Source organism: Mesorhizobium sp. LNHC209A00 (assembly GCF_000502915.1).
Lineage (GTDB): Bacteria > Pseudomonadota > Alphaproteobacteria > Rhizobiales > Rhizobiaceae > Mesorhizobium.
The window spans coordinates 60784-77559 of record NZ_AYWT01000004.1 but is presented as its reverse complement, the minus strand read 5'-3'; the positions used below and the strand labels follow the sequence as shown (position 1 = coordinate 77559).

Annotated in this window: 19 protein-coding genes, 1 pseudogene and 1 riboswitch; of the genes and pseudogenes, 14 read left to right on the top strand and 6 right to left on the bottom strand. The window is 62.6% G+C overall.

Annotated features, from left to right (window positions below):
* Positions 1-91: 91 nt before the first annotated feature.
* Positions 92-697 (bottom strand): annotated as a pseudogene (bluB, locus tag X739_RS1000000170465) (5,6-dimethylbenzimidazole synthase); the annotation flags it as partial.
* Between the two features lie 71 nt (positions 698-768).
* Positions 769-951, bottom strand: a riboswitch (cobalamin riboswitch).
* A 178-nt stretch (positions 952-1129) separates the two neighbouring features.
* Between bluB and X739_RS153805 the strand changes: the two are divergent.
* The 6 genes from X739_RS153805 (at position 1130) to X739_RS153830 (ending at position 6069) form a co-directional block, all read left to right on the top strand.
* Positions 1130-2056 (top strand): histone deacetylase family protein, encoded by a 927-nt coding sequence (locus tag X739_RS153805; protein ID WP_023772932.1) that lies wholly within the window; start codon positions 1130-1132, stop codon positions 2054-2056.
* A gap of 3 nt (positions 2057-2059) precedes the next feature.
* Positions 2060-2311: an exodeoxyribonuclease VII small subunit gene (locus tag X739_RS153810; RefSeq protein ID WP_015318808.1), complete on the top strand. Its 252-nt coding sequence runs from the start codon at positions 2060-2062 to the stop codon at positions 2309-2311.
* A 91-nt stretch (positions 2312-2402) separates the two neighbouring features.
* Positions 2403-2669, top strand: coding sequence for a DUF2277 domain-containing protein (locus X739_RS153815; RefSeq protein WP_023772931.1), 267 nt, complete (start codon positions 2403-2405; stop codon positions 2667-2669).
* 39 nt (positions 2670-2708) lie between these two features.
* Positions 2709-3629, top strand: coding sequence for a pirin family protein (locus X739_RS153820; protein WP_023772930.1), 921 nt, complete (start codon positions 2709-2711; stop codon positions 3627-3629).
* Between the two features lie 72 nt (positions 3630-3701).
* A complete protein-coding gene (dxs, locus tag X739_RS153825; RefSeq protein ID WP_198019215.1) occupies positions 3702-5639 on the top strand; it encodes a 1-deoxy-D-xylulose-5-phosphate synthase in 1938 nt (645 codons plus the stop codon).
* Between the two features lie 148 nt (positions 5640-5787).
* Positions 5788-6069, top strand: a complete 282-nt coding sequence (locus X739_RS153830) for a hypothetical protein (RefSeq protein WP_023772928.1) — start codon at positions 5788-5790, stop codon at positions 6067-6069.
* On the opposite strand, the gene X739_RS153835 is transcribed toward X739_RS153830, so the two are convergent.
* Positions 6066-6467 (bottom strand): GFA family protein, encoded by a 402-nt coding sequence (locus X739_RS153835; RefSeq protein ID WP_023772927.1) that lies wholly within the window; start codon positions 6465-6467, stop codon positions 6066-6068. The genes X739_RS153830 and X739_RS153835 overlap by 4 nt on opposite strands.
* A gap of 174 nt (positions 6468-6641) precedes the next feature.
* Between X739_RS153835 and X739_RS153840 the strand changes: the two genes are divergently transcribed.
* Both X739_RS153840 and X739_RS153845 read left to right on the top strand, forming a co-directional pair.
* Positions 6642-7406, top strand: a complete 765-nt coding sequence (locus tag X739_RS153840; protein ID WP_023772926.1) for a TlyA family RNA methyltransferase — start codon at positions 6642-6644, stop codon at positions 7404-7406.
* Positions 7403-8644: a class I SAM-dependent RNA methyltransferase gene (locus tag X739_RS153845; RefSeq protein ID WP_023772925.1), complete on the top strand. Its 1242-nt coding sequence runs from the start codon at positions 7403-7405 to the stop codon at positions 8642-8644. The genes X739_RS153840 and X739_RS153845 overlap by 4 nt, the downstream gene beginning before the upstream one ends.
* Before the next feature lie 93 nt (positions 8645-8737).
* Here X739_RS153845 and X739_RS153850 read toward each other — a convergent pair whose 3' ends face one another.
* Together X739_RS153850 and X739_RS153855 are read right to left on the bottom strand one after the other, a co-directional pair.
* Positions 8738-9127: a type II toxin-antitoxin system VapC family toxin gene (locus X739_RS153850; RefSeq protein WP_023772924.1), complete on the bottom strand. Its 390-nt coding sequence runs from the start codon at positions 9125-9127 to the stop codon at positions 8738-8740.
* Entirely contained in the window at positions 9114-9389 is a 276-nt protein-coding gene (locus X739_RS153855) for an AbrB/MazE/SpoVT family DNA-binding domain-containing protein (protein WP_023772923.1), read from the bottom strand. Before X739_RS153855 ends, X739_RS153850 begins: the two co-directional genes overlap by 14 nt.
* 181 nt (positions 9390-9570) lie before the next feature.
* On the opposite strand from X739_RS153855, the gene X739_RS153860 reads away from it, so the two are divergent.
* Positions 9571-9855, top strand: coding sequence for a hypothetical protein (locus tag X739_RS153860; protein ID WP_031248058.1), 285 nt, complete (start codon positions 9571-9573; stop codon positions 9853-9855).
* Positions 9856-9880: 25 nt separating this feature from the next.
* On the opposite strand, the gene tldD is transcribed toward X739_RS153860, so the two are convergent.
* Together tldD and X739_RS153870 are read right to left on the bottom strand one after the other, a co-directional pair.
* Positions 9881-11293, bottom strand: coding sequence for a metalloprotease TldD (gene tldD, locus X739_RS153865; RefSeq protein WP_023772921.1), 1413 nt, complete (start codon positions 11291-11293; stop codon positions 9881-9883).
* A gap of 168 nt (positions 11294-11461) precedes the next feature.
* The gene (locus tag X739_RS153870; RefSeq protein ID WP_023772920.1) at positions 11462-12022 is read right to left on the bottom strand and encodes an invasion associated locus B family protein; all 561 of its coding nucleotides are present in this window, start codon (positions 12020-12022) and stop codon (positions 11462-11464) included.
* Between the two features lie 378 nt (positions 12023-12400).
* Here X739_RS153870 and coxB point away from each other — a divergent pair, with 378 nt between their 5' ends.
* The 5 genes from coxB to X739_RS153895 all read left to right on the top strand — a co-directional run bounded on the left by coxB (position 12401) and on the right by X739_RS153895 (position 16776).
* A complete protein-coding gene (gene coxB, locus X739_RS153875) occupies positions 12401-13267 on the top strand; it encodes a cytochrome c oxidase subunit II (RefSeq protein WP_023794584.1) in 867 nt (288 codons plus the stop codon).
* Positions 13268-13305: 38 nt separating this feature from the next.
* The gene (ctaD, locus tag X739_RS153880) at positions 13306-14958 is read left to right on the top strand and encodes a cytochrome c oxidase subunit I (RefSeq protein WP_023794583.1); all 1653 of its coding nucleotides are present in this window, start codon (positions 13306-13308) and stop codon (positions 14956-14958) included.
* A gap of 77 nt (positions 14959-15035) precedes the next feature.
* Positions 15036-15980 (top strand): heme o synthase, encoded by a 945-nt coding sequence (locus X739_RS153885; RefSeq protein WP_023772918.1) that lies wholly within the window; start codon positions 15036-15038, stop codon positions 15978-15980.
* Between the two features lie 2 nt (positions 15981-15982).
* Positions 15983-16144, top strand: coding sequence for a hypothetical protein (locus tag X739_RS153890; protein WP_084056264.1), 162 nt, complete (start codon positions 15983-15985; stop codon positions 16142-16144).
* Complete coding sequence (locus tag X739_RS153895) at positions 16144-16776, top strand: cytochrome c oxidase assembly protein (RefSeq protein ID WP_023772916.1); 633 nt, start codon at positions 16144-16146, stop codon at positions 16774-16776. Before X739_RS153890 ends, X739_RS153895 begins: the two co-directional genes overlap by 1 nt.

Below are 16776 nucleotides of genomic sequence, written 5' to 3'. Positions count from 1 at the left end.
CGACGGTGCCGAGGCGCGCCACTGCTGATTTGAGCGGCGCTTCGCCTTGCCCGCGAAAAGTCTCGCTCATGATCAGCTCGGGCAGCGGCAGCCGCCGGCCCCAGCCATGCGTTTCGAGGTCCGGCTTCGGTGCGAACTCGGAAACGCGGCCGACGCAGAGATAGGCGATCGGCGTCACGTGATCGGGAATCGCCAGCAGGCTTTTCAGCGCTTGCGCCTCGATGATGCTGACCCAGCCGACCCCAACGCCCTCGGCACGCGCGGCCAGCCAGAAATTCTGCACCGCGCAGACCGTGCTGTAGAGATCCATCTCCGGATTGTGCCACCGCCCCAATGGCGAGCCTTTCGAGCGCTCGCGGTCGCAGGTGATGCAGATGTTTAGCGCGCTTTCGCAAATGCCTTCGAGCTTGAGCTTGCGGTAGAGCGCCTGCCGTTCTGCCTCTATTTCAGGCAGTTCCCGTTCTCGCGCGGCCAGGAACAGGTCGCGCACCTCCGCCCGCCGCGCGGCATCGCGGATGACGATGAAGTTCCAGGGTTGCATGAAGCCGACCGATGGCGCGTGGTGGGCGGCAAGCAGCAGCCGCGCCAGCACCTCGTCGTCGATCGCCTCCGATGTAAAATGGCTGCGGACGTCGCGCCGCGTAAACATGGCACGGTAAACCGCGTCGCGCGCACTCTGGTCAAATCCATCGCCCATTTGAGCGGTCATGGCTTCCCGCATCGCGTGTCCCCTTGCGATTGCAATCGATGCCATCCGCCTGACCATGCGGATGACGATGCCTGCCAGGCCGGTCTTCTGGCTCGGGATCAACCCGCGTCCGGTGCCTTCCCGTCATCGACAGTGGCATCTACCGGCGCGGTCCCCCTCACAGCGTTGGGCACGCCACGGAGTTCAACCGTGTTCCCGATTCTCCCGCCAGAGCATTTGTAGCCAAGTGGAAACACTTGGCGTCGCGGAATGCGGCTAAAACAAACAGACCAGCAGGCACCAGGCAGTAGCGGCAGTCTTACTCCGAAGGGCCGACGACGCCAATGCCCGCAGCGACATGAATGGACGCAGGTTCGATTTTCCCCAGCGATCAAGCCGCAACGCATGGCCATCACGGCGCCGGGGCACTAGATAGGGGGCATGGCAACTCGTCTCTACACGCACCCGATCTTTCTCGAACACATCACCCCGCCCGGTCACCCCGAGCGGCCCGACCGCCTGCGCGCCATCGAGCGCGTGCTCGACGACGAAGCTTTTGCCGCGCTTGACCGCGTCGAGGCACCGCAAGGCGACGAAGCGACCATCCTCTACGCGCATCCCGCCGATTTCGTCGCGCGTGTCCGCGCCGCCATCCCCGACGAAGGCATTGCCCGCATCGACGCAGACACCACCGCCAGCCCGAAAAGCTGGCAGGCGGTGATTACGGCGATCGGTGCCGCCAATGCCGCCGTCGACGACGTCTTTGCGGGCCGCGCCGACAATGTCTTCGTCGCCGCCCGTCCGCCCGGCCACCATGCCGAAAAGACCACTGCCATGGGCTTCTGCTTCTTCAACACGGCGGCAATCGCGGCCCGCTACGCGCAGAAGAAGCACGGCGCCGAGCGCGTCGCCGTCGTCGACTGGGACGTGCATCACGGCAATGGCACGCAGGATATTTTTTGGGACGATCCCTCGGTGCTTTATTGCTCGACGCACCAGATGCCCCTTTATCCCGGCACGGGCGCGAAGAGCGAGACCGGCGCCGGCAACATCGTCAATGCGCCGCTGGCGCCTCGGACCGGCAGCGAGGTGTTTCGTGATGCGTTCCTGTCGCGCGTGCTGCCGGCACTCGACAATTTCGCGCCGGATCTGATTGTCATTTCGGCCGGCTTCGATGCGCACCATCGCGACCCGCTGGCGGAAATCAATCTGACCGAGGACGATTTCGACTGGGCGACCGGCCAGCTGATGCAGCGCGCCGCAATCCACGGCGGCAACCGGCTCGTCAGCCTGCTCGAGGGCGGCTACGATCTGCAGGGATTGGCATTTTCGGTCGCCGCCCATGTCGGGCGACTGATGAAAGGATGAATGATGACCGGTGAGATCAACGAAGACGTCAAGGCGATGAGCTTTGAACAGGCGCTCGACGCACTGGAGAAGATCGTCGATGATCTGGAGCGGGGCGACGTGCCGCTCGACCAGTCTATCCGGATTTACGAGCGGGGCGAGGCGCTGAAGGTCCATTGCGACCGGCTGCTGAAGGCCGCCGAGGACAAGGTCGAGAAGATCAGGCTGTCGCGCGACGGCAAGCCGGTTGGAACCGAGCCGCTCGACGCGGACTGAGTCCGGAGCAGCCTTACCGATTTTTGGACACGATCATCATTGAGGATACAGTTCGTCCCGATTGAAACGGACAAGAGGAGATACGGAAGCGATGTGCAGAAACATCAAGACCCTGTTCAATTTTGATCCGCCGGCAACTAACGACGAAGTCCGTGACGCGGCACTGCAGTTTGTCGGGAAGCTGAGCGGCACGACGCGGCCTTCTGCCAAGAACCAGCATGCGTTCGATCATGCGGTCGAAGCCATCGCCGCATCCGCACGCGAATTGCTCGATTCCCTCGAAACCCACCAGCATCCGCGCAATCGCGAAGAGGTGGCGGCCAAATTAAAAGCAAAAGCGGCGATCCGGTTCGCCTGATATGCCCACGCGCCCGCTGACCGCTGACGAGGAGAGTTCATGAGCTTCTTCCCCGGCAAAGACCCTGAGGCCGGCGATGCCTTCGCCAGCGACCAGATCGAGCTGATGGTCATCCCCAACGCCAAGGACATTGGCGCTTTCGAGGTGCGTCGCGCCTTGCCGACCGCCAAACGGCGCCTGGTCGGGCCGTTCATCTTCTTCGATCGAATGGGTCCCGCGATCATGCGCGCCGGCCAGGCGCTCGATGTCCGTCCGCACCCGCATATCGGCCTGTCGACCGTGACCTATCTGTTCGACGGCAAGATCAGGCATCGCGATTCGCTGGGCACCGAGATGGTCATCGAGCCCGGCGACGTGAACCTGATGACGGCTGGTCGCGGCATCGTCCACTCCGAGCGCACGCCGCAGGAATTGCGCGGCGCGCCGATGTCGATCTCCGGCCTGCAGACCTGGTTGGCTCTGCCGGACGGCAAGGAAGAGGTGGCACCGGTGTTCGAGAACACCGCGGCGCTGCGGCTTCCCGAAATCGACGCCGAAGGCGTCAGCGGCCGCGTCGTCATCGGTGAGTTCCAGGGCTTGCGGTCTCCGGTGCGGGCCGATACCGAAACACTCTATGCAGATTTGCTGGTGGCGCCCGGCGCCAGCGTCAAAATCTCGGCCGATGCCGAGGAGCGCGCCATCTACACGCTGGAGGGCGAGGTCTCGATTTCGGGTGATGTCTTTCCGGCGGAACGGCTGCTGGTGTTCCGGCCCGGCGACGAGATCGTCATATCGTCATCGACCGGGGCGCATTTCATGCTGTTCGGCGGCGCCTCGCTTGGCTCAAAGCGCTACATCTGGTGGAATTTCGTTTCCTCGTCCAAGGAGCGCATCGAGCAGGCCAAGCAGGAATGGAAGACCGGCCGCTTCGATATCGTTCCTGGTGATGAGAAAGAATTCATCCCGCTGCCGGAAGGTTGAGCGGATCGAAGGGTTGAGCGTCCGCGTCAGCGACACGCATTTACTTTCGCCTGCCGGCGGCCTATCCCGCAGATGAACAGAAAGTCTGGGCCCAACGTGAACGCAACGCCGCATACGCCGCTTCTCGATAGGGTTCGCGTCCCGGCCGATCTGCGCAGGCTGGCCGAGAGCGACTTGCCACAACTGGCATTTGAGCTTCGCGCCGAACTGGTCGATGCCGTTTCCCGCACCGGCGGCCATCTCGGTGCCGGCCTTGGCGTGGTCGAACTGACGGTGGCACTGCATTATGTCTTCAACACACCCGATGACCGGCTGATCTGGGATGTCGGCCACCAGGCCTATCCGCACAAGATCCTGACCGGCCGTCGCGACCGCATCCGCACCTTGCGCCAGGAAGGCGGTTTGTCGGGCTTCACCCGCCGAGCCGAGAGCGAATATGACCCGTTCGGCGCCGCCCATTCCTCGACATCGATATCGGCCGGCCTCGGCATGGCCGCCGCCCGCGACCTCTCAGGCGGCCGCAACAATGTCATTTCCGTCATCGGCGACGGCGCCATGTCGGCTGGCATGGCTTATGAGGCGATGAACAATGCCGGCGCGCTCGATGCGCGCCTCATCGTCATCCTCAACGACAATGATATGTCGATCGCCCCGCCAACCGGCGCCATGAGCGCCTATCTGGCGCGCCTGGCTTCCGGCAAGGCCTATGTCGGCCTGCGCGACTTCGGCAAGAAGCTGACCTCCTATCTCGGCAAGCGGGCCGATCGAGCCATCACCCGCGCGGTCGAGCATGCGCGCGGTTACGTCACCGGCGGCACCTTGTTCGAGGAACTCGGCTTCTATCACATCGGCCCGATTGACGGTCACAATCTGGAGCATCTCATCCCGGTTCTGAAAAATGTCCGTGACAACGGCAAGGGTCCGGTGCTGATCCATGTCGTCACCCAGAAGGGCAAGGGCTACGCGCCGGCGGAAGCGGCCGCCGACAAGTATCATGGCGTCAACAAATTCGACGTCATCACCGGCGCACAGGCCAAGGCGCCGGCCAATGCACCGGCCTACACCAAGGTGTTTGCAGAAAGCCTGATCCAGGAGGGCCGCGAGGACGACCGCATCGTCGCCGTCACCGCCGCCATGCCGAGCGGCACCGGCCTCGACCTGTTCGGCGAGGTGTTTCCGTCAAGGACTTTCGACGTCGGCATTGCCGAACAGCATGCGGTGACCTTCGCCGCCGGCCTGGCAACGGAAGGCTACAAGCCCTTCGCGGCGATCTATTCGACCTTCCTGCAGCGTGCCTATGATCAGGTCGTCCATGACGTCGCGATCCAGAAACTGCCGGTGCGTTTCCCCATCGATCGCGCTGGCTTTGTCGGCGCCGACGGTGCCACCCATTGCGGCGCGTTCGATACCACCTTCCTGGCAAGCCTGCCGGGCTTTGTCGTAATGGCCGCGGCCGACGAGGCGGAATTGCGTCACATGGTTCGCACCGCCGCCAGCTACGACGACGGGCCGATCGCCTTCCGCTATCCGCGCGGCAACGGCGTCGGCGTCGAAATGCCCGAGCGCGGCTCGGTTCTGGAGATCGGCAAAGGCCGCATCGTCCGGGAAGGCAGCAAGGTTGCCCTCCTGTCCTTCGGCACAAGGCTGCAGGATTGCGTTGCCGCAGCCGAGGAACTCGGCGCGGCCGGGCTTTCCACCACGGTCGCCGATGCCCGTTTCGCCAAGCCGCTCGACCAGGATCTGATCCGGCGGCTGGCCCGCTCCCATGAGGTTCTGGTAACGGTGGAGGAGGGCGCCATTGGCGGCTTCGCCAGCCATGTGCTGCAATTCCTCGCCCATGAAGGACTGCTCGAAAGCGGCCTGAAGGTACGCCCGCTGGTGCTGCCCGATGCCTTCACCGACCACGCCAAGCCAGAAAAGATGTATGCCGATGCTGGTCTCGACGTCGCCGGAATCGTGCGCACCGTGTTCACCGCGCTCGGTCATACGGTCCGTGCCCAGCGCGCTTGAATCAAAACCTCAACAGCTTGAATCAGTTTGCCGGTTCGATTTCGTAATGCGTTGTTAACGCTGCCGTTTGGCGTTTTGCTTACCCTGTCCCTTGGCCGTTTTTCAACGCCGCCCTGCTAGATCACAGGCAGGCAGGGAGACAGCGAGAATGAAGATGCTTCTGTGCGGCGCGGCCTTGGCGGTGATGGTCGTACCGGCTGCTGCCGAAACGCCCTACGACCGCAATCTCGAAAAGGCGGCGGTAGGCATTGTCGCCAGCAAGATGGGCGATATCCGCGGTGGCTTTTCCTACAAGCAAATTCCGCAGCTTGTGGTGTCGCCGGATCCTTCGCCTGTTGCGACAGAGCATGCGCGTGAGCAGGCTTCAGGGGGTCGAGACGACGGATTGTCTCCAGCCATCGAGCGCCAGGCACCCCGAACCATCTTCTAAAACCACATGTCGCGTACGCAGCGGCCGTCGCGCGGCAGGTCATCGTACGTGTCGAGGCCATCGAAATGGTCGATCGGCAGATCGGCGACGGCCTCGGGGGGCGCCAGCCGGACATTGACGGCCATGCGTCTTCGACCCGAGGCGCTGGCGCGCAGTCCGCGCCAGCCGAGCACGCATGCGCAACGCGGGCAGAACAGGATCTCGAGCGAGGGGTCTTCCTTTCCGGCGCGCGTATAGCTAGCCGTCGGCCCCGAAACGCGAATGCGTTCGTCGACATAATCATAGGCCCAGAGCGTGCCATAGCGGCGGCAAAGCGTGCAGTTGCAGGCCGTCACCGGGCCGGGGTCGCCCTCCAGCGTCCAGTGGGCGGCGCCACAGTGGCAGGTTCCCGTCAGCATTCGTTCTCCTTCGAGTTGCGACAAACAGTGGACTCTTTGTGACCAATATTCTGCCGGACCCGGCATGATGGGCGCAAGCCGCGGCCTGGTTCGATGCACCAGCCGCTCCCGTAGGAGCACTTCGGTCCATCTAATGTCCTTGCCTTCACTGCGGGCTTTCGTCAGAGAAGGCCGATGAACTCGCCTCTGCCAGCCAGCACACGCCAGCGGCTCGACGACCTGCTCGTCCAGCGCGGGCTGTTTGCCAGCCGCTCGCGCGCTCGCGACGCGGTGGAGCGCGGCACGGTGCTGGTCGACGGCGCCATGGCCCGCAAGGCCGGCCAGAACGTTTCGCCGCAATGCGTTGTTGCCATCGACGATCCGGCGCAAGCCTATGTCTCGCGCGGCGCGCTCAAGCTGATCGCCGGACTCGACCATTTCAGCCTCGACCCGGCCGGTCGCGAGGCCCTCGACATCGGCGCCTCGACCGGCGGTTTCACCCAGGTGCTGCTCGAACGCGGCGCGTCCCATGTCACGGCAATCGATGTCGGGCATGGCCAGATGCATCCTGATGTCGGTGGTGATCCGCGCGTGACAGTGATCGAGGGCCTGAACGCGCGCGATCTCACCGCTGCCGATCTTGCCGGCCGCAATCCGGATTTCATCGTTTCCGACGTCAGTTTCATCTCATTGAAACTGGCGCTTCCGCCGGCACTCGCGATTGCCAAGCCCGGCGCCGGTGCGATCTTTCTGGTCAAGCCGCAATTCGAGGCCGGTCGCGAGGCGATCGGCAAGGGCGGTTTGTTGAAGGATCCCTTCGATGCCGCCCGTGTCGCGGGCTTGCTGCAGGATTGGCTGGATGCCGTTCCCGGCTGGCGCTCGCTTGGCCTGCATCTGTCGCCGATCGAAGGTGGCGACGGCAATCGCGAATTCCTGCTCGGTGGGATCAAGGATCGATGAGCGTACGCTTCACAATACGAAAGCTCGGATCGCAGGGCGACGGCATCGCCGAAACCGAGAGCGGCGATCTGTTCATTCCGTTCACGCTGCCGGGCGAGATCGTCACCGCCGCGCGCGAGCGGGATCGCGCCACGCTGATGGCAGTGCTGGAAGCCTCTCCGCTGCGCGTCGAACCCGCCTGCCGCCATTTCACCGAATGCGGCGGCTGTGCCCTCCAGCATTTCGAGATCGGAGCCTATCGCCGATGGAAACGCGAAAAGGTGGTGCATGCATTGAAGGGCAAGGGCATCGAGTGCGAGACCGGCGAACTGGTCACCTGCGCGCCGCAGTCGCGCCGCCGCGTCGTGCTTGCCGCCCGGCGCACGGACACAGGCATGCTGCTCGGCTTCAATCGTCATCTGTCGCCCGAGATCATCTCCATATCCGAATGCCCGATCTCACTGCCCGAGATCGTCGCGGCACTCGGCCAGCTGAGGGCGCTGGCCGAATTGATATGCGCCACCACCAAATCGTTCCGGATGGCGGTCACCGTTACGGGTTCCGGCCTAGACATCGCGGTGCACGAGTCAGGCAAGCTCGGCGAACACCAACGCCATATCGCCTCCAACTTCGTCATTGCGCAAGGCTTTGCCAGGCTGTCCATCGATGACGAGATCGTCATCGAGCCAAGGAAGCCCGTGGTCATGTTCGGCAGTGTTGCGGTCGCCGTGCCGCCCGGCGCCTTTCTGCAGGCGACGGAGGCCGCGGAACGGACCATGGCCGAGATTGTCGGCGGACATCTAAAGCGTGCAAAAAAGGTCGCCGATCTCTTTGCCGGTTGCGGCAGCTTTGCCTTGCGGTTAGCGGCGAGATCGGAAGTCCATGCGGTCGAAGGCGATGCGGCCGCGCTTTCGGCGCTCGACCGGGGATCACGTTTCGCGACCGGCCTCAAGCGGGTGACGGGCGAACGACGCGACCTGTTTCGCAGGCCACTGACCTTTAAGGAGTTGAACGCCTTCGACGGCCTTGTCTTCGATCCGCCGCGCGCCGGCGCCGAAGACCAGTCGAAGCAGATCGCCCGCTCGGACGTTCCGTACATTGCCGCGGTGTCTTGCAACCCGGTGACGCTGGCCCGCGACCTGCGCATTCTCATCGACGGCGGCTATACCCTGAACAGCGTGACGCCAATCGATCAGTTCCTGTGGTCGCCACATGTCGAAGCGGTCGCCTTGCTGGAGAAGCCGAGGAGAAAGCGGTAGGGCGCCTGGCGTTCAGCGTATCTCCGACGGCAAGGATTCGTACGAACGGCATCTGCAAGAGGAATCGAGCCTATGGCGGGCAGCGTACCACCGTCAGGCCTCTAGGACGTTGTCATGTCCAGCGGTTTGCGCGACCTGGATGAGCTTTCGGTCGAAGGTCACGAAGCCGTCGCAGTGGGTGGACTTTCCCAGATGCAGCGCGTCGGCGAAATCCATTCCCCTTTCAGCCAGATCGAGTGCCGCCGCAACGATCACCGCATCCTCGATTTCTACCGTGGTAAGCCCGCCGAACGCCCTTAGTGTCCGGGCGATTTCGGGAGGCATATAGCCGTAGGCACTGCGCAGCACCCACTCGACCTCCAAAATCACGGTGGTGGCGACGAAAACCCTTCCCCCATCGATCAGCCGTCGGGCGCGCGAGGATTGCTCGGGATGGTCGCCCGTTAGATAACGAACGACAAGATTAGTATCAATCGCGAGCATGGCGTCGCCGTGCCTCGGCGAGCACGCCTGCATCCATTTCTTCCAGCGTCTTCGGCTTGCCGCTGTACGGCAAGGACGCAAACACGTCCTCAGGCCGCGTCTCGGTGAAAACCGGCGTCCGCTTTAGAAGGACACCCTCAGCGGTCTCCTCGACCACAAGGCGTGTGCCGGCTACCCATTCCCTGCGTTTCCGGATCGCGCTGGGCAGGATGACCTGTCCCTTGGTCGAGACGGTGGTTATGAGCTTTTCAGAAGCGGCCATAGGATACTCCCTTCGTAAGACAAAGGTAAGATATTGAAGCGGCCAGCAAAATTCAAGCCGCTAGGTGTCGGCCCGTGTCTGAAACCGTGCGTTCGAAGGCTGCAAACGATGTCCAATCGGCACCATTGAATTCGCTTTGCGAAACAGGCACATTCCGCAGCGGGAAAAGGGAGTGAAAAAGATGATTTCACCGGGGTTTGTGGCCGAGATATTGGGTGCGGCTTTGATTATGGCGCTCACCGGAGCGCTGGTCGCTTGGCTTTTGAGAAAGATCGCCCGCATAGGATTGGTGCCGTCCTATGCTCTTGGCATCGCGGTCATGACCTTTGTCGGCGCGGCGCTGTACGTCTCCAGCCAGAACGGCGCAGTCGATTATCTGAATGCCTGGATCAAATATGCGATTGGTGGTGTCGTCGGCTTCCTAATCCTCTATTCGACGTCGAGGCGGTCCACCAGCAAGACGTAACCGGCCGCCTCGATCAGGTTGTCATTCAAACCCGCGTGCCGCCGACCGTCATCTGGTTCATCCTGAGATGCGGCTGGCCGACGCCGACGGGTACGCCCTGGCCGGCCTTGCCGCACATGCCGATGCCATTGTCGAGCTTCATGTCGTTGCCGACCATCGATACGCGGTGCATGGCATCAGGCCCGTTGCCGATCAGCATTGCGCCTTTGATCGGCTGCGTCACCTTGCCGTTCTCGATCATGTAGGCCTCGGTGCAGCCGAACACGAATTTGCCCGACGTTATGTCGACCTGGCCACCGCCGAAGGAGACGGCGTAGATGCCGTTCTTGACTGAGGCGATGATTTCGTCCGGCTCCATGTCGCCTGAGGTCATGTAAGTGTTGGTCATGCGCGGCATCGGCTGGTGCGCATAGCCTTCTCGCCGGCCATTGCCGGTGGCTTTCATGCCCATCAGCCGGGCATTCTGCCGGTCCTGCATGTAGCCGACCAGTTTGCCGTCGTCGATCAAGACGTTGCGGGCCGAAGGCGTGCCTTCGTCGTCGACGGTGAGTGAGCCGCGCCGCTCTGGGATGGTGCCGTCGTCGACGACCGTCACCCCCTTGGCGGCCACCTGCTGCCCCATCAGGCCGGCGAACGCCGACGTTTTCTTGCGGTTGAAATCGCCTTCAAGACCATGGCCGACGGCTTCGTGCAGCATCACGCCCGGCCAGCCATTGGATAGCACGATGTCGAAAGTGCCTGCCGGGGCCGGGATTGCCTCCAGGTTGACCACCGCTTGCCGGAGCGCCTCCCTGGCGGCGTGCCTCCAACTATCCTCGATCAGGAATTCGCCGAATGCCTTGCGCCCGCCCATGCCGTAGGAGCCGCTTTCCTGGCGGTCGCCGTCGCCGACGACGACCGAGACGTTGACGCGGACCATCGGCCTGATATCGCGCACTATCTGGCCGTCGGCACGAACGATCTCGACATGCTGCCAGGACGCGGCGATCGAGGCCGTCACCTGGCGCACGCGTGGATCCTCGGCGCGCAGCCAGGCATCGATTTCTTGCAGCAGCTTCGCCTTGGCCTCGAAGGAAGGAGAGGGGATCGGGTTCTCGTCGCCGTAGAGATGGCGGTTGGTACGGGCGGGGGCTGCGGCAAGCGTGCCTGAATAGCCACCCTTGACGGTCGAGACAGCTTCGGCCGCGCGCAGCAGCGACGCCTCGGACAGGTCGCTGGAATGAGCGTAGCCGCTGGCCTCGCCGGCGACGGCCCGCAGGCCAAACCCCTGGTCGGTGTTGAAATTGGCGGTCTTCAGCTTGCCATTGTCGAACATCAGCGCTTCGCTCTCGCTGTATTCGAGGAAAAGCTCGCCGTCATCGGCGCCCTTGATGGTGTCAGCGACGATCTGCTTGATGCGGTCGTCTGAAATGTCGAATTGGCCGATCAGGCTGTTCATGGCGCGTCCGTCCGTGGGATGATTGCTTTCCCCCGATGTAGGCGTGAAGCCGCGCCCGCACAATCGGCAATGAGGAATCGGCGCCGACGAATGACTTCGTTCGCTGCAGGGCATGCGTCTGGGGTCGGCAAAAGCCGCGTCCATGCCTGGTTCAGCGCGAAGCCGCGATCAGGGCAGAGCGGCGAAGCCTTCGGCGAAACCCTTGAGCTCGACGGGAATGCCGATACCCTCTTCCGGGGTCTGGAAAACGATGAATGTCGCCGATGTGCCGGTCTTCAGTGTGTCGAGCAGCGGCTTTTCGAGAATGACCTCGGCATAACAGCCGTCCTGGAAGCAGCGCACGAAGTAGGCGCGGCCAATGTCCTTGCCGTCGACGTTGAGGCCGAGGCCGTTCGGCAACAGCACGCCGAGCGGCGCCAGCACGCGCAGGATCTCGGCCTTGTTGTCGGCGGTGCGCAGCACGACGACCGAAAGCCCCATTTCCGGACGATCCTCGGCGACGACGTTCTGCATCATCACGCATTGTTCCGAGGTGGCGCCGGCCGGCGTGTCGCAGATGATCGACCATGCGCCATGCGTCGAGCGCACCGTGCCGCTTGGCTGGGCAGCATTGGCCTTGCCGGCGACGAACAGACCGGCCGCGCAAAGGACCCCGAGAAACACGGCGTTTGCCAGGGTTCTCGAAAGGCCTAGTCGCGTATGCCTCAGTCTCGAAAGCCAAGAGTTCATGACTGCTCCATTGCGAATCACGGCACTTTAAGCCGCGCCAATGCCAAGTAAAGGACGAGACCGTGGCCGGACTGTCCCTAAAAAAGCAATGCGGCGCTTTTCCTTGCCAAATTCGCCTGAATTACGACGCTTTGCGGGTGCCGCCGGCACAAGGCGTGCACCCCGCCGAACATACGCGATTCACCACTACGGCCATTGCCCCGGAAGAGCCACGTCGGCTTGCGCGCAAAAATGCCGCACGGTTTCGACCGCTCCTTTCTTGCGGAGGGAAAAAGAGTATGGTTTGAACCAGCTTGAAACTGTCCGGGATTCCCGTCCCGGCATTGTTCGTTATTCTCGCGGGCACGGCCGGTGAGAGACTGGGAGACGAAGAGGGCGATGAGAAAATTCCTAGCGAGCACCGGTGCTGCTGCCACGTTCCTCGCCTGCGGATCCGCTTATGCGGACCAGCCCAGGCCGTGGGAGACCGGCTTCCAGGCGCCCGCGACCGACATGATGCGGCAGATCGAGTGGTTCGGAAACTACACGATGTGGTTTATCATCCCGGTCACGGTCCTGGTGCTGTTTCTGCTGATCTACTGCATCATCAAATTCCGCGCGAGCGCCAACCCGACCCCGTCCAAGACCAGCCACAACACGCTGATCGAGGTGATCTGGACTGTCGGTCCTGTCGTTATCCTGCTTTGCCTCGCCATCCCCTCGTTCACGCTCCTGACCGCCCAGTATACGCCACCGGAAGAGGCCAAGCTGACCGTCAAGGCGACCGGCAACCAGTGGAACTGGGATTACGAATACCAGACCGACAACACGCTCGCCTTCAATTCGGCCATCCTTCAGGATGGCGATCGCGCCAAGGCCGGCAAGGAGGATCGCGCCGTCTATCCGCGCCTGCTCGCCGTCGACAACGAACTGGTCGTGCCGGTCAACACGATGACCCGCGTGCTTGTCACCGCGACCGACGTGATCCATTCCTTTGCCATGCCGTCCTTCGGCATCAAGATCGACGCCATTCCCGGCCGCACCAACGAGACCTGGTTCAAGGCGGATAAAGAAGGCCTCTATTACGGCCAGTGCTCGCAGCTCTGCGGTAAGGACCACGCCTTCATGCCGATCGCCATTCGTGTTGTGTCGGACACGCAGTTCAAGACCTGGCTGGCCGCGGCCAAGACCGACCTGCCTGGTGCCAACAAGACGCTCATGGCCGAGGTCGATGGCCAGAACAAGGTAGCGGCCGCCGGCAACTGATGCCGCGGGTTAGCAAGATTTAGGGAACGGAGCGGAACATGGCAGACGCTGCAGCTCACGACGGGCACGATCACAAGCCGTATCATGGCTGGGTGCGCTGGGTTTATTCGACCAACCACAAGGATATCGGTACGCTCTATCTGATCTTCGCGATCATGGCCGGCATTATCGGCGGCGCGCTTTCGGTCGCTATCCGCATGGAACTGCAGGAGCCTGGCATCCAGATCTTCAGCGGCCTTGCGCAGATGGTCTATGGCATGAACGGCGATGCCGCGATCGACGGTGGCAAGAGCATGTACAATGCGTTTGCCACTGCGCACGCGCTGATCATGATCTTCTTCATGGTCATGCCGGCCCTGATCGGCGGTTTCGCCAACTGGATGGTGCCGATCATGATCGGTGCTCCCGACATGGCATTCCCGCGCATGAACAACATCTCGTTCTGGCTGCTGCCGCCGGCCTTCATCCTGTTGCTCACCTCGATGTTCGTGCCGAGTGCGCCCGGAGCCTTTGGCGTGGGCGGCGGCTGGACGCTCTATCCGCCGCTTTCGACTTCGGGCCAGCCCGGACCGGCCATGGATCTGGCGATCCTGTCGATCCACATCGCCGGCGCGTCCTCGATTCTCGGTGCCATCAATTTCATCACCACCATCTTCAACATGCGCGCGCCAGGCATGACCCTGCACAAGATGCCGCTGTTTGCATGGTCGGTGCTGGTCACCGCCTTCCTGCTCTTGCTGTCGCTGCCGGTTCTGGCCGGCGGCATCACCATGCTGCTCACCGACCGCAATTTCGGCACGACGTTCTTCGCGCCTGACGGTGGTGGTGACCCGATCCTCTTCCAGCACCTGTTCTGGTTCTTCGGTCACCCGGAAGTCTACATCCTGATCTTGCCGGGGTTCGGCATCATCAGCCATATTGTCTCGACCTTCTCGAGAAAGCCGGTATTCGGCTATCTCGGCATGGCCTACGCCATGGTTGCGATCGGCGCGGTCGGCTTCATCGTCTGGGCGCACCATATGTATACGACCGGCCTGTCGCTCGACACGCAGCGCTACTTCGTCTTCGCCACCATGGTCATCGCGGTGCCGACAGGCGTGAAGATCTTCTCCTGGATCGCAACCATGTGGGGCGGATCGATCTCGTTCAAACCGCCGATGCTGTGGGCGTTGGGCTTCATCTTCCTGTTCACCATCGGTGGAGTCACCGGTGTCCAGCTGGCCAATGCCGGCCTCGACCGGTCGCTGCATGACACCTATTTCGTCATTGCCCACTTCCACTACGTGCTGTCGTTGGGCGCGGTGTTCGCCATCTTCGCCGGCTGGTACTACTGGTTCCCGAAGATGACCGGCTACATGTACTCGCCCGTCATCGCCAACACCCATTTTTGGGTCATGTTCGTCGGGGTGAACCTGGTCTTTTTCCCGCAGCACTTCCTCGGCCTCGCCGGCATGCCGCGCCGCACCATCGACTATCCTGACGCGTTTGCGGGCTGGAACATGGTTTCGTCCTATGGCTCGTATATTTCGGCCGTCGGTGTGGTGATCTTCCTCTATGGCGTGTTCGAAGCCTTCCAGAAAAAGCGTATCGCCGGCGCCAACCCGTGGGGTGAGGGTGCTACCACACTCGAATGGCAGCTGCCTTCGCCGCCGCCGTTCCACCAGTGGGAGCAGCTGCCGAAGATCAAGTGAAGGCGGCTCCCCGCTCGAATACGAAACCGCCGGCCCGCCGGCGGTTTTGGCCAACGGAATGATGGACTTGAGTACGCATGGCCCTAGTCGACAAAACCAGCATTGACGAAGCGGGCTTCCGTATGTCGGAAGCCACGGCGGGCGATTTCTTCGCCCTGTTGAAGCCGCGCGTCATGTCGCTGGTGGTGTTCACCGCCTTTGTCGGACTGGTCGCGGCACCGGTGACCATCAATCCGCTGCTGGCGGTGATCGCCATCCTGGCCATTGCGATTGGGGCCGGCGCCTCTGGCGCGCTCAACATGTGGTACGACGCCGACATCGACGCGGTGATGACCAGGACCGCCAGCCGCCCGGTGCCTTCCGGCCGGATCCAGCCGCACGAGGCGCTGAGCTTCGGCTTGGTGTTGTCGGTGCTGTCGGTGATGACGCTCGGCGTGTTGGTCAACTGGTTGTCGGCGACGCTGCTGGCCTTCACCATCTTCTTCTATGCCGTGGTCTACACGATGTGGCTGAAACGCTCGACGCCGCAGAATATCGTCATTGGCGGTGCAGCGGGCGCCATCCCACCGGTTATCGGCTGGGCCGCGGTGACCGGGTCGGTCAGCCTCGAAAGCATCATCCTGTTCCTGATCATTTTCCTGTGGACGCCGCCGCATTTCTGGGCGCTCGCGCTGTTCAAGTCCGAGGACTATGGCCGCGCCGGCATCCCGATGATGCCCAACGTCGCCGGCCATGCATCGACCCGCCGTCAGATTTTCGCCTACGCACTGGTGCTGGCTCCGGTCGGCGTGCTGCCCTGGCTGCTCGGCTACACGACGCCGTTCTATGGCGTGGCCGCCTTGCTGCTGGGGGCTGGTTTCGTCTGGTATGCCTGGAAAGTGCTTGGCATGGCCGACGATGACCGCGCCATGAAGCCGGCCAAGGCCCTGTTCGCCTATTCGCTGCTCTATCTCTTCGCGATCTTCGCTGTCTATCTGGCTGACAGTGTCGTCGAACGCGCGCTTGCCATGGGTGGGGCATGACCATGGTCGAGAAAGAACTCGAAACGGTCACCTTGACCGATCGCCAGAAGAAGGCCCAGCGCAGCCGTTCTATCGCCATCGGCGTGGCGCTGGCGGTGCTGGTCGTGATCTTCTACATCGCGACAATCGTGAAGTTCGGCCACAATTTGTCGGGCTCGATGTGATGAGCGCCGAGACGTCCAAGAAGACGGTAGGCAAGACCGGCAACCGCGTTGTCGCGGCTGTCTGCCTTGCCTTCTTCACCGGCATGATCGGCATGGCCTATGCCGCCGTGCCGCTCTACAAGATGTTTTGCCAGGCGACCGGCTATGGCGGCACGACGCAACGTGTCGAGAAGCAATATGCCGGCCGCGTGCTCGACCGCGAGATCACCGTCCGCTTCGACGCAAACATCGCCGGCGTGCCATGGGAGTTCCAGCCGGTCCAACGCTCGATGACCATGAAGATCGGGCAGACCGTGCAGGCGCATTATCAGGCGACCAACAAGTTCGATCGCCCCGTCACCGGCCGCGCGACCTTCAATGTGCAGCCGGAACTGGCGGGCCCGTATTTCAACAAGGTCGAATGCTTCTGCTTCACCGATACGACGCTGAAACCGGGCGAGACGCTGGACATGCCGGTCCTGTTCTATGTGGACCCCGACATCGTGAATGTGCCGGAACTGAAGGACGTGAAGACGATCACCCTGTCCTATACGATGTTCCCGGTCGAGAAGACCAAGCCGGTGGCGTCGTCCGGGCCGGCCCAGGGCAATAGCAAGACAGTTTCAGATACCGAAGGAAATCTCGGGGGTTGA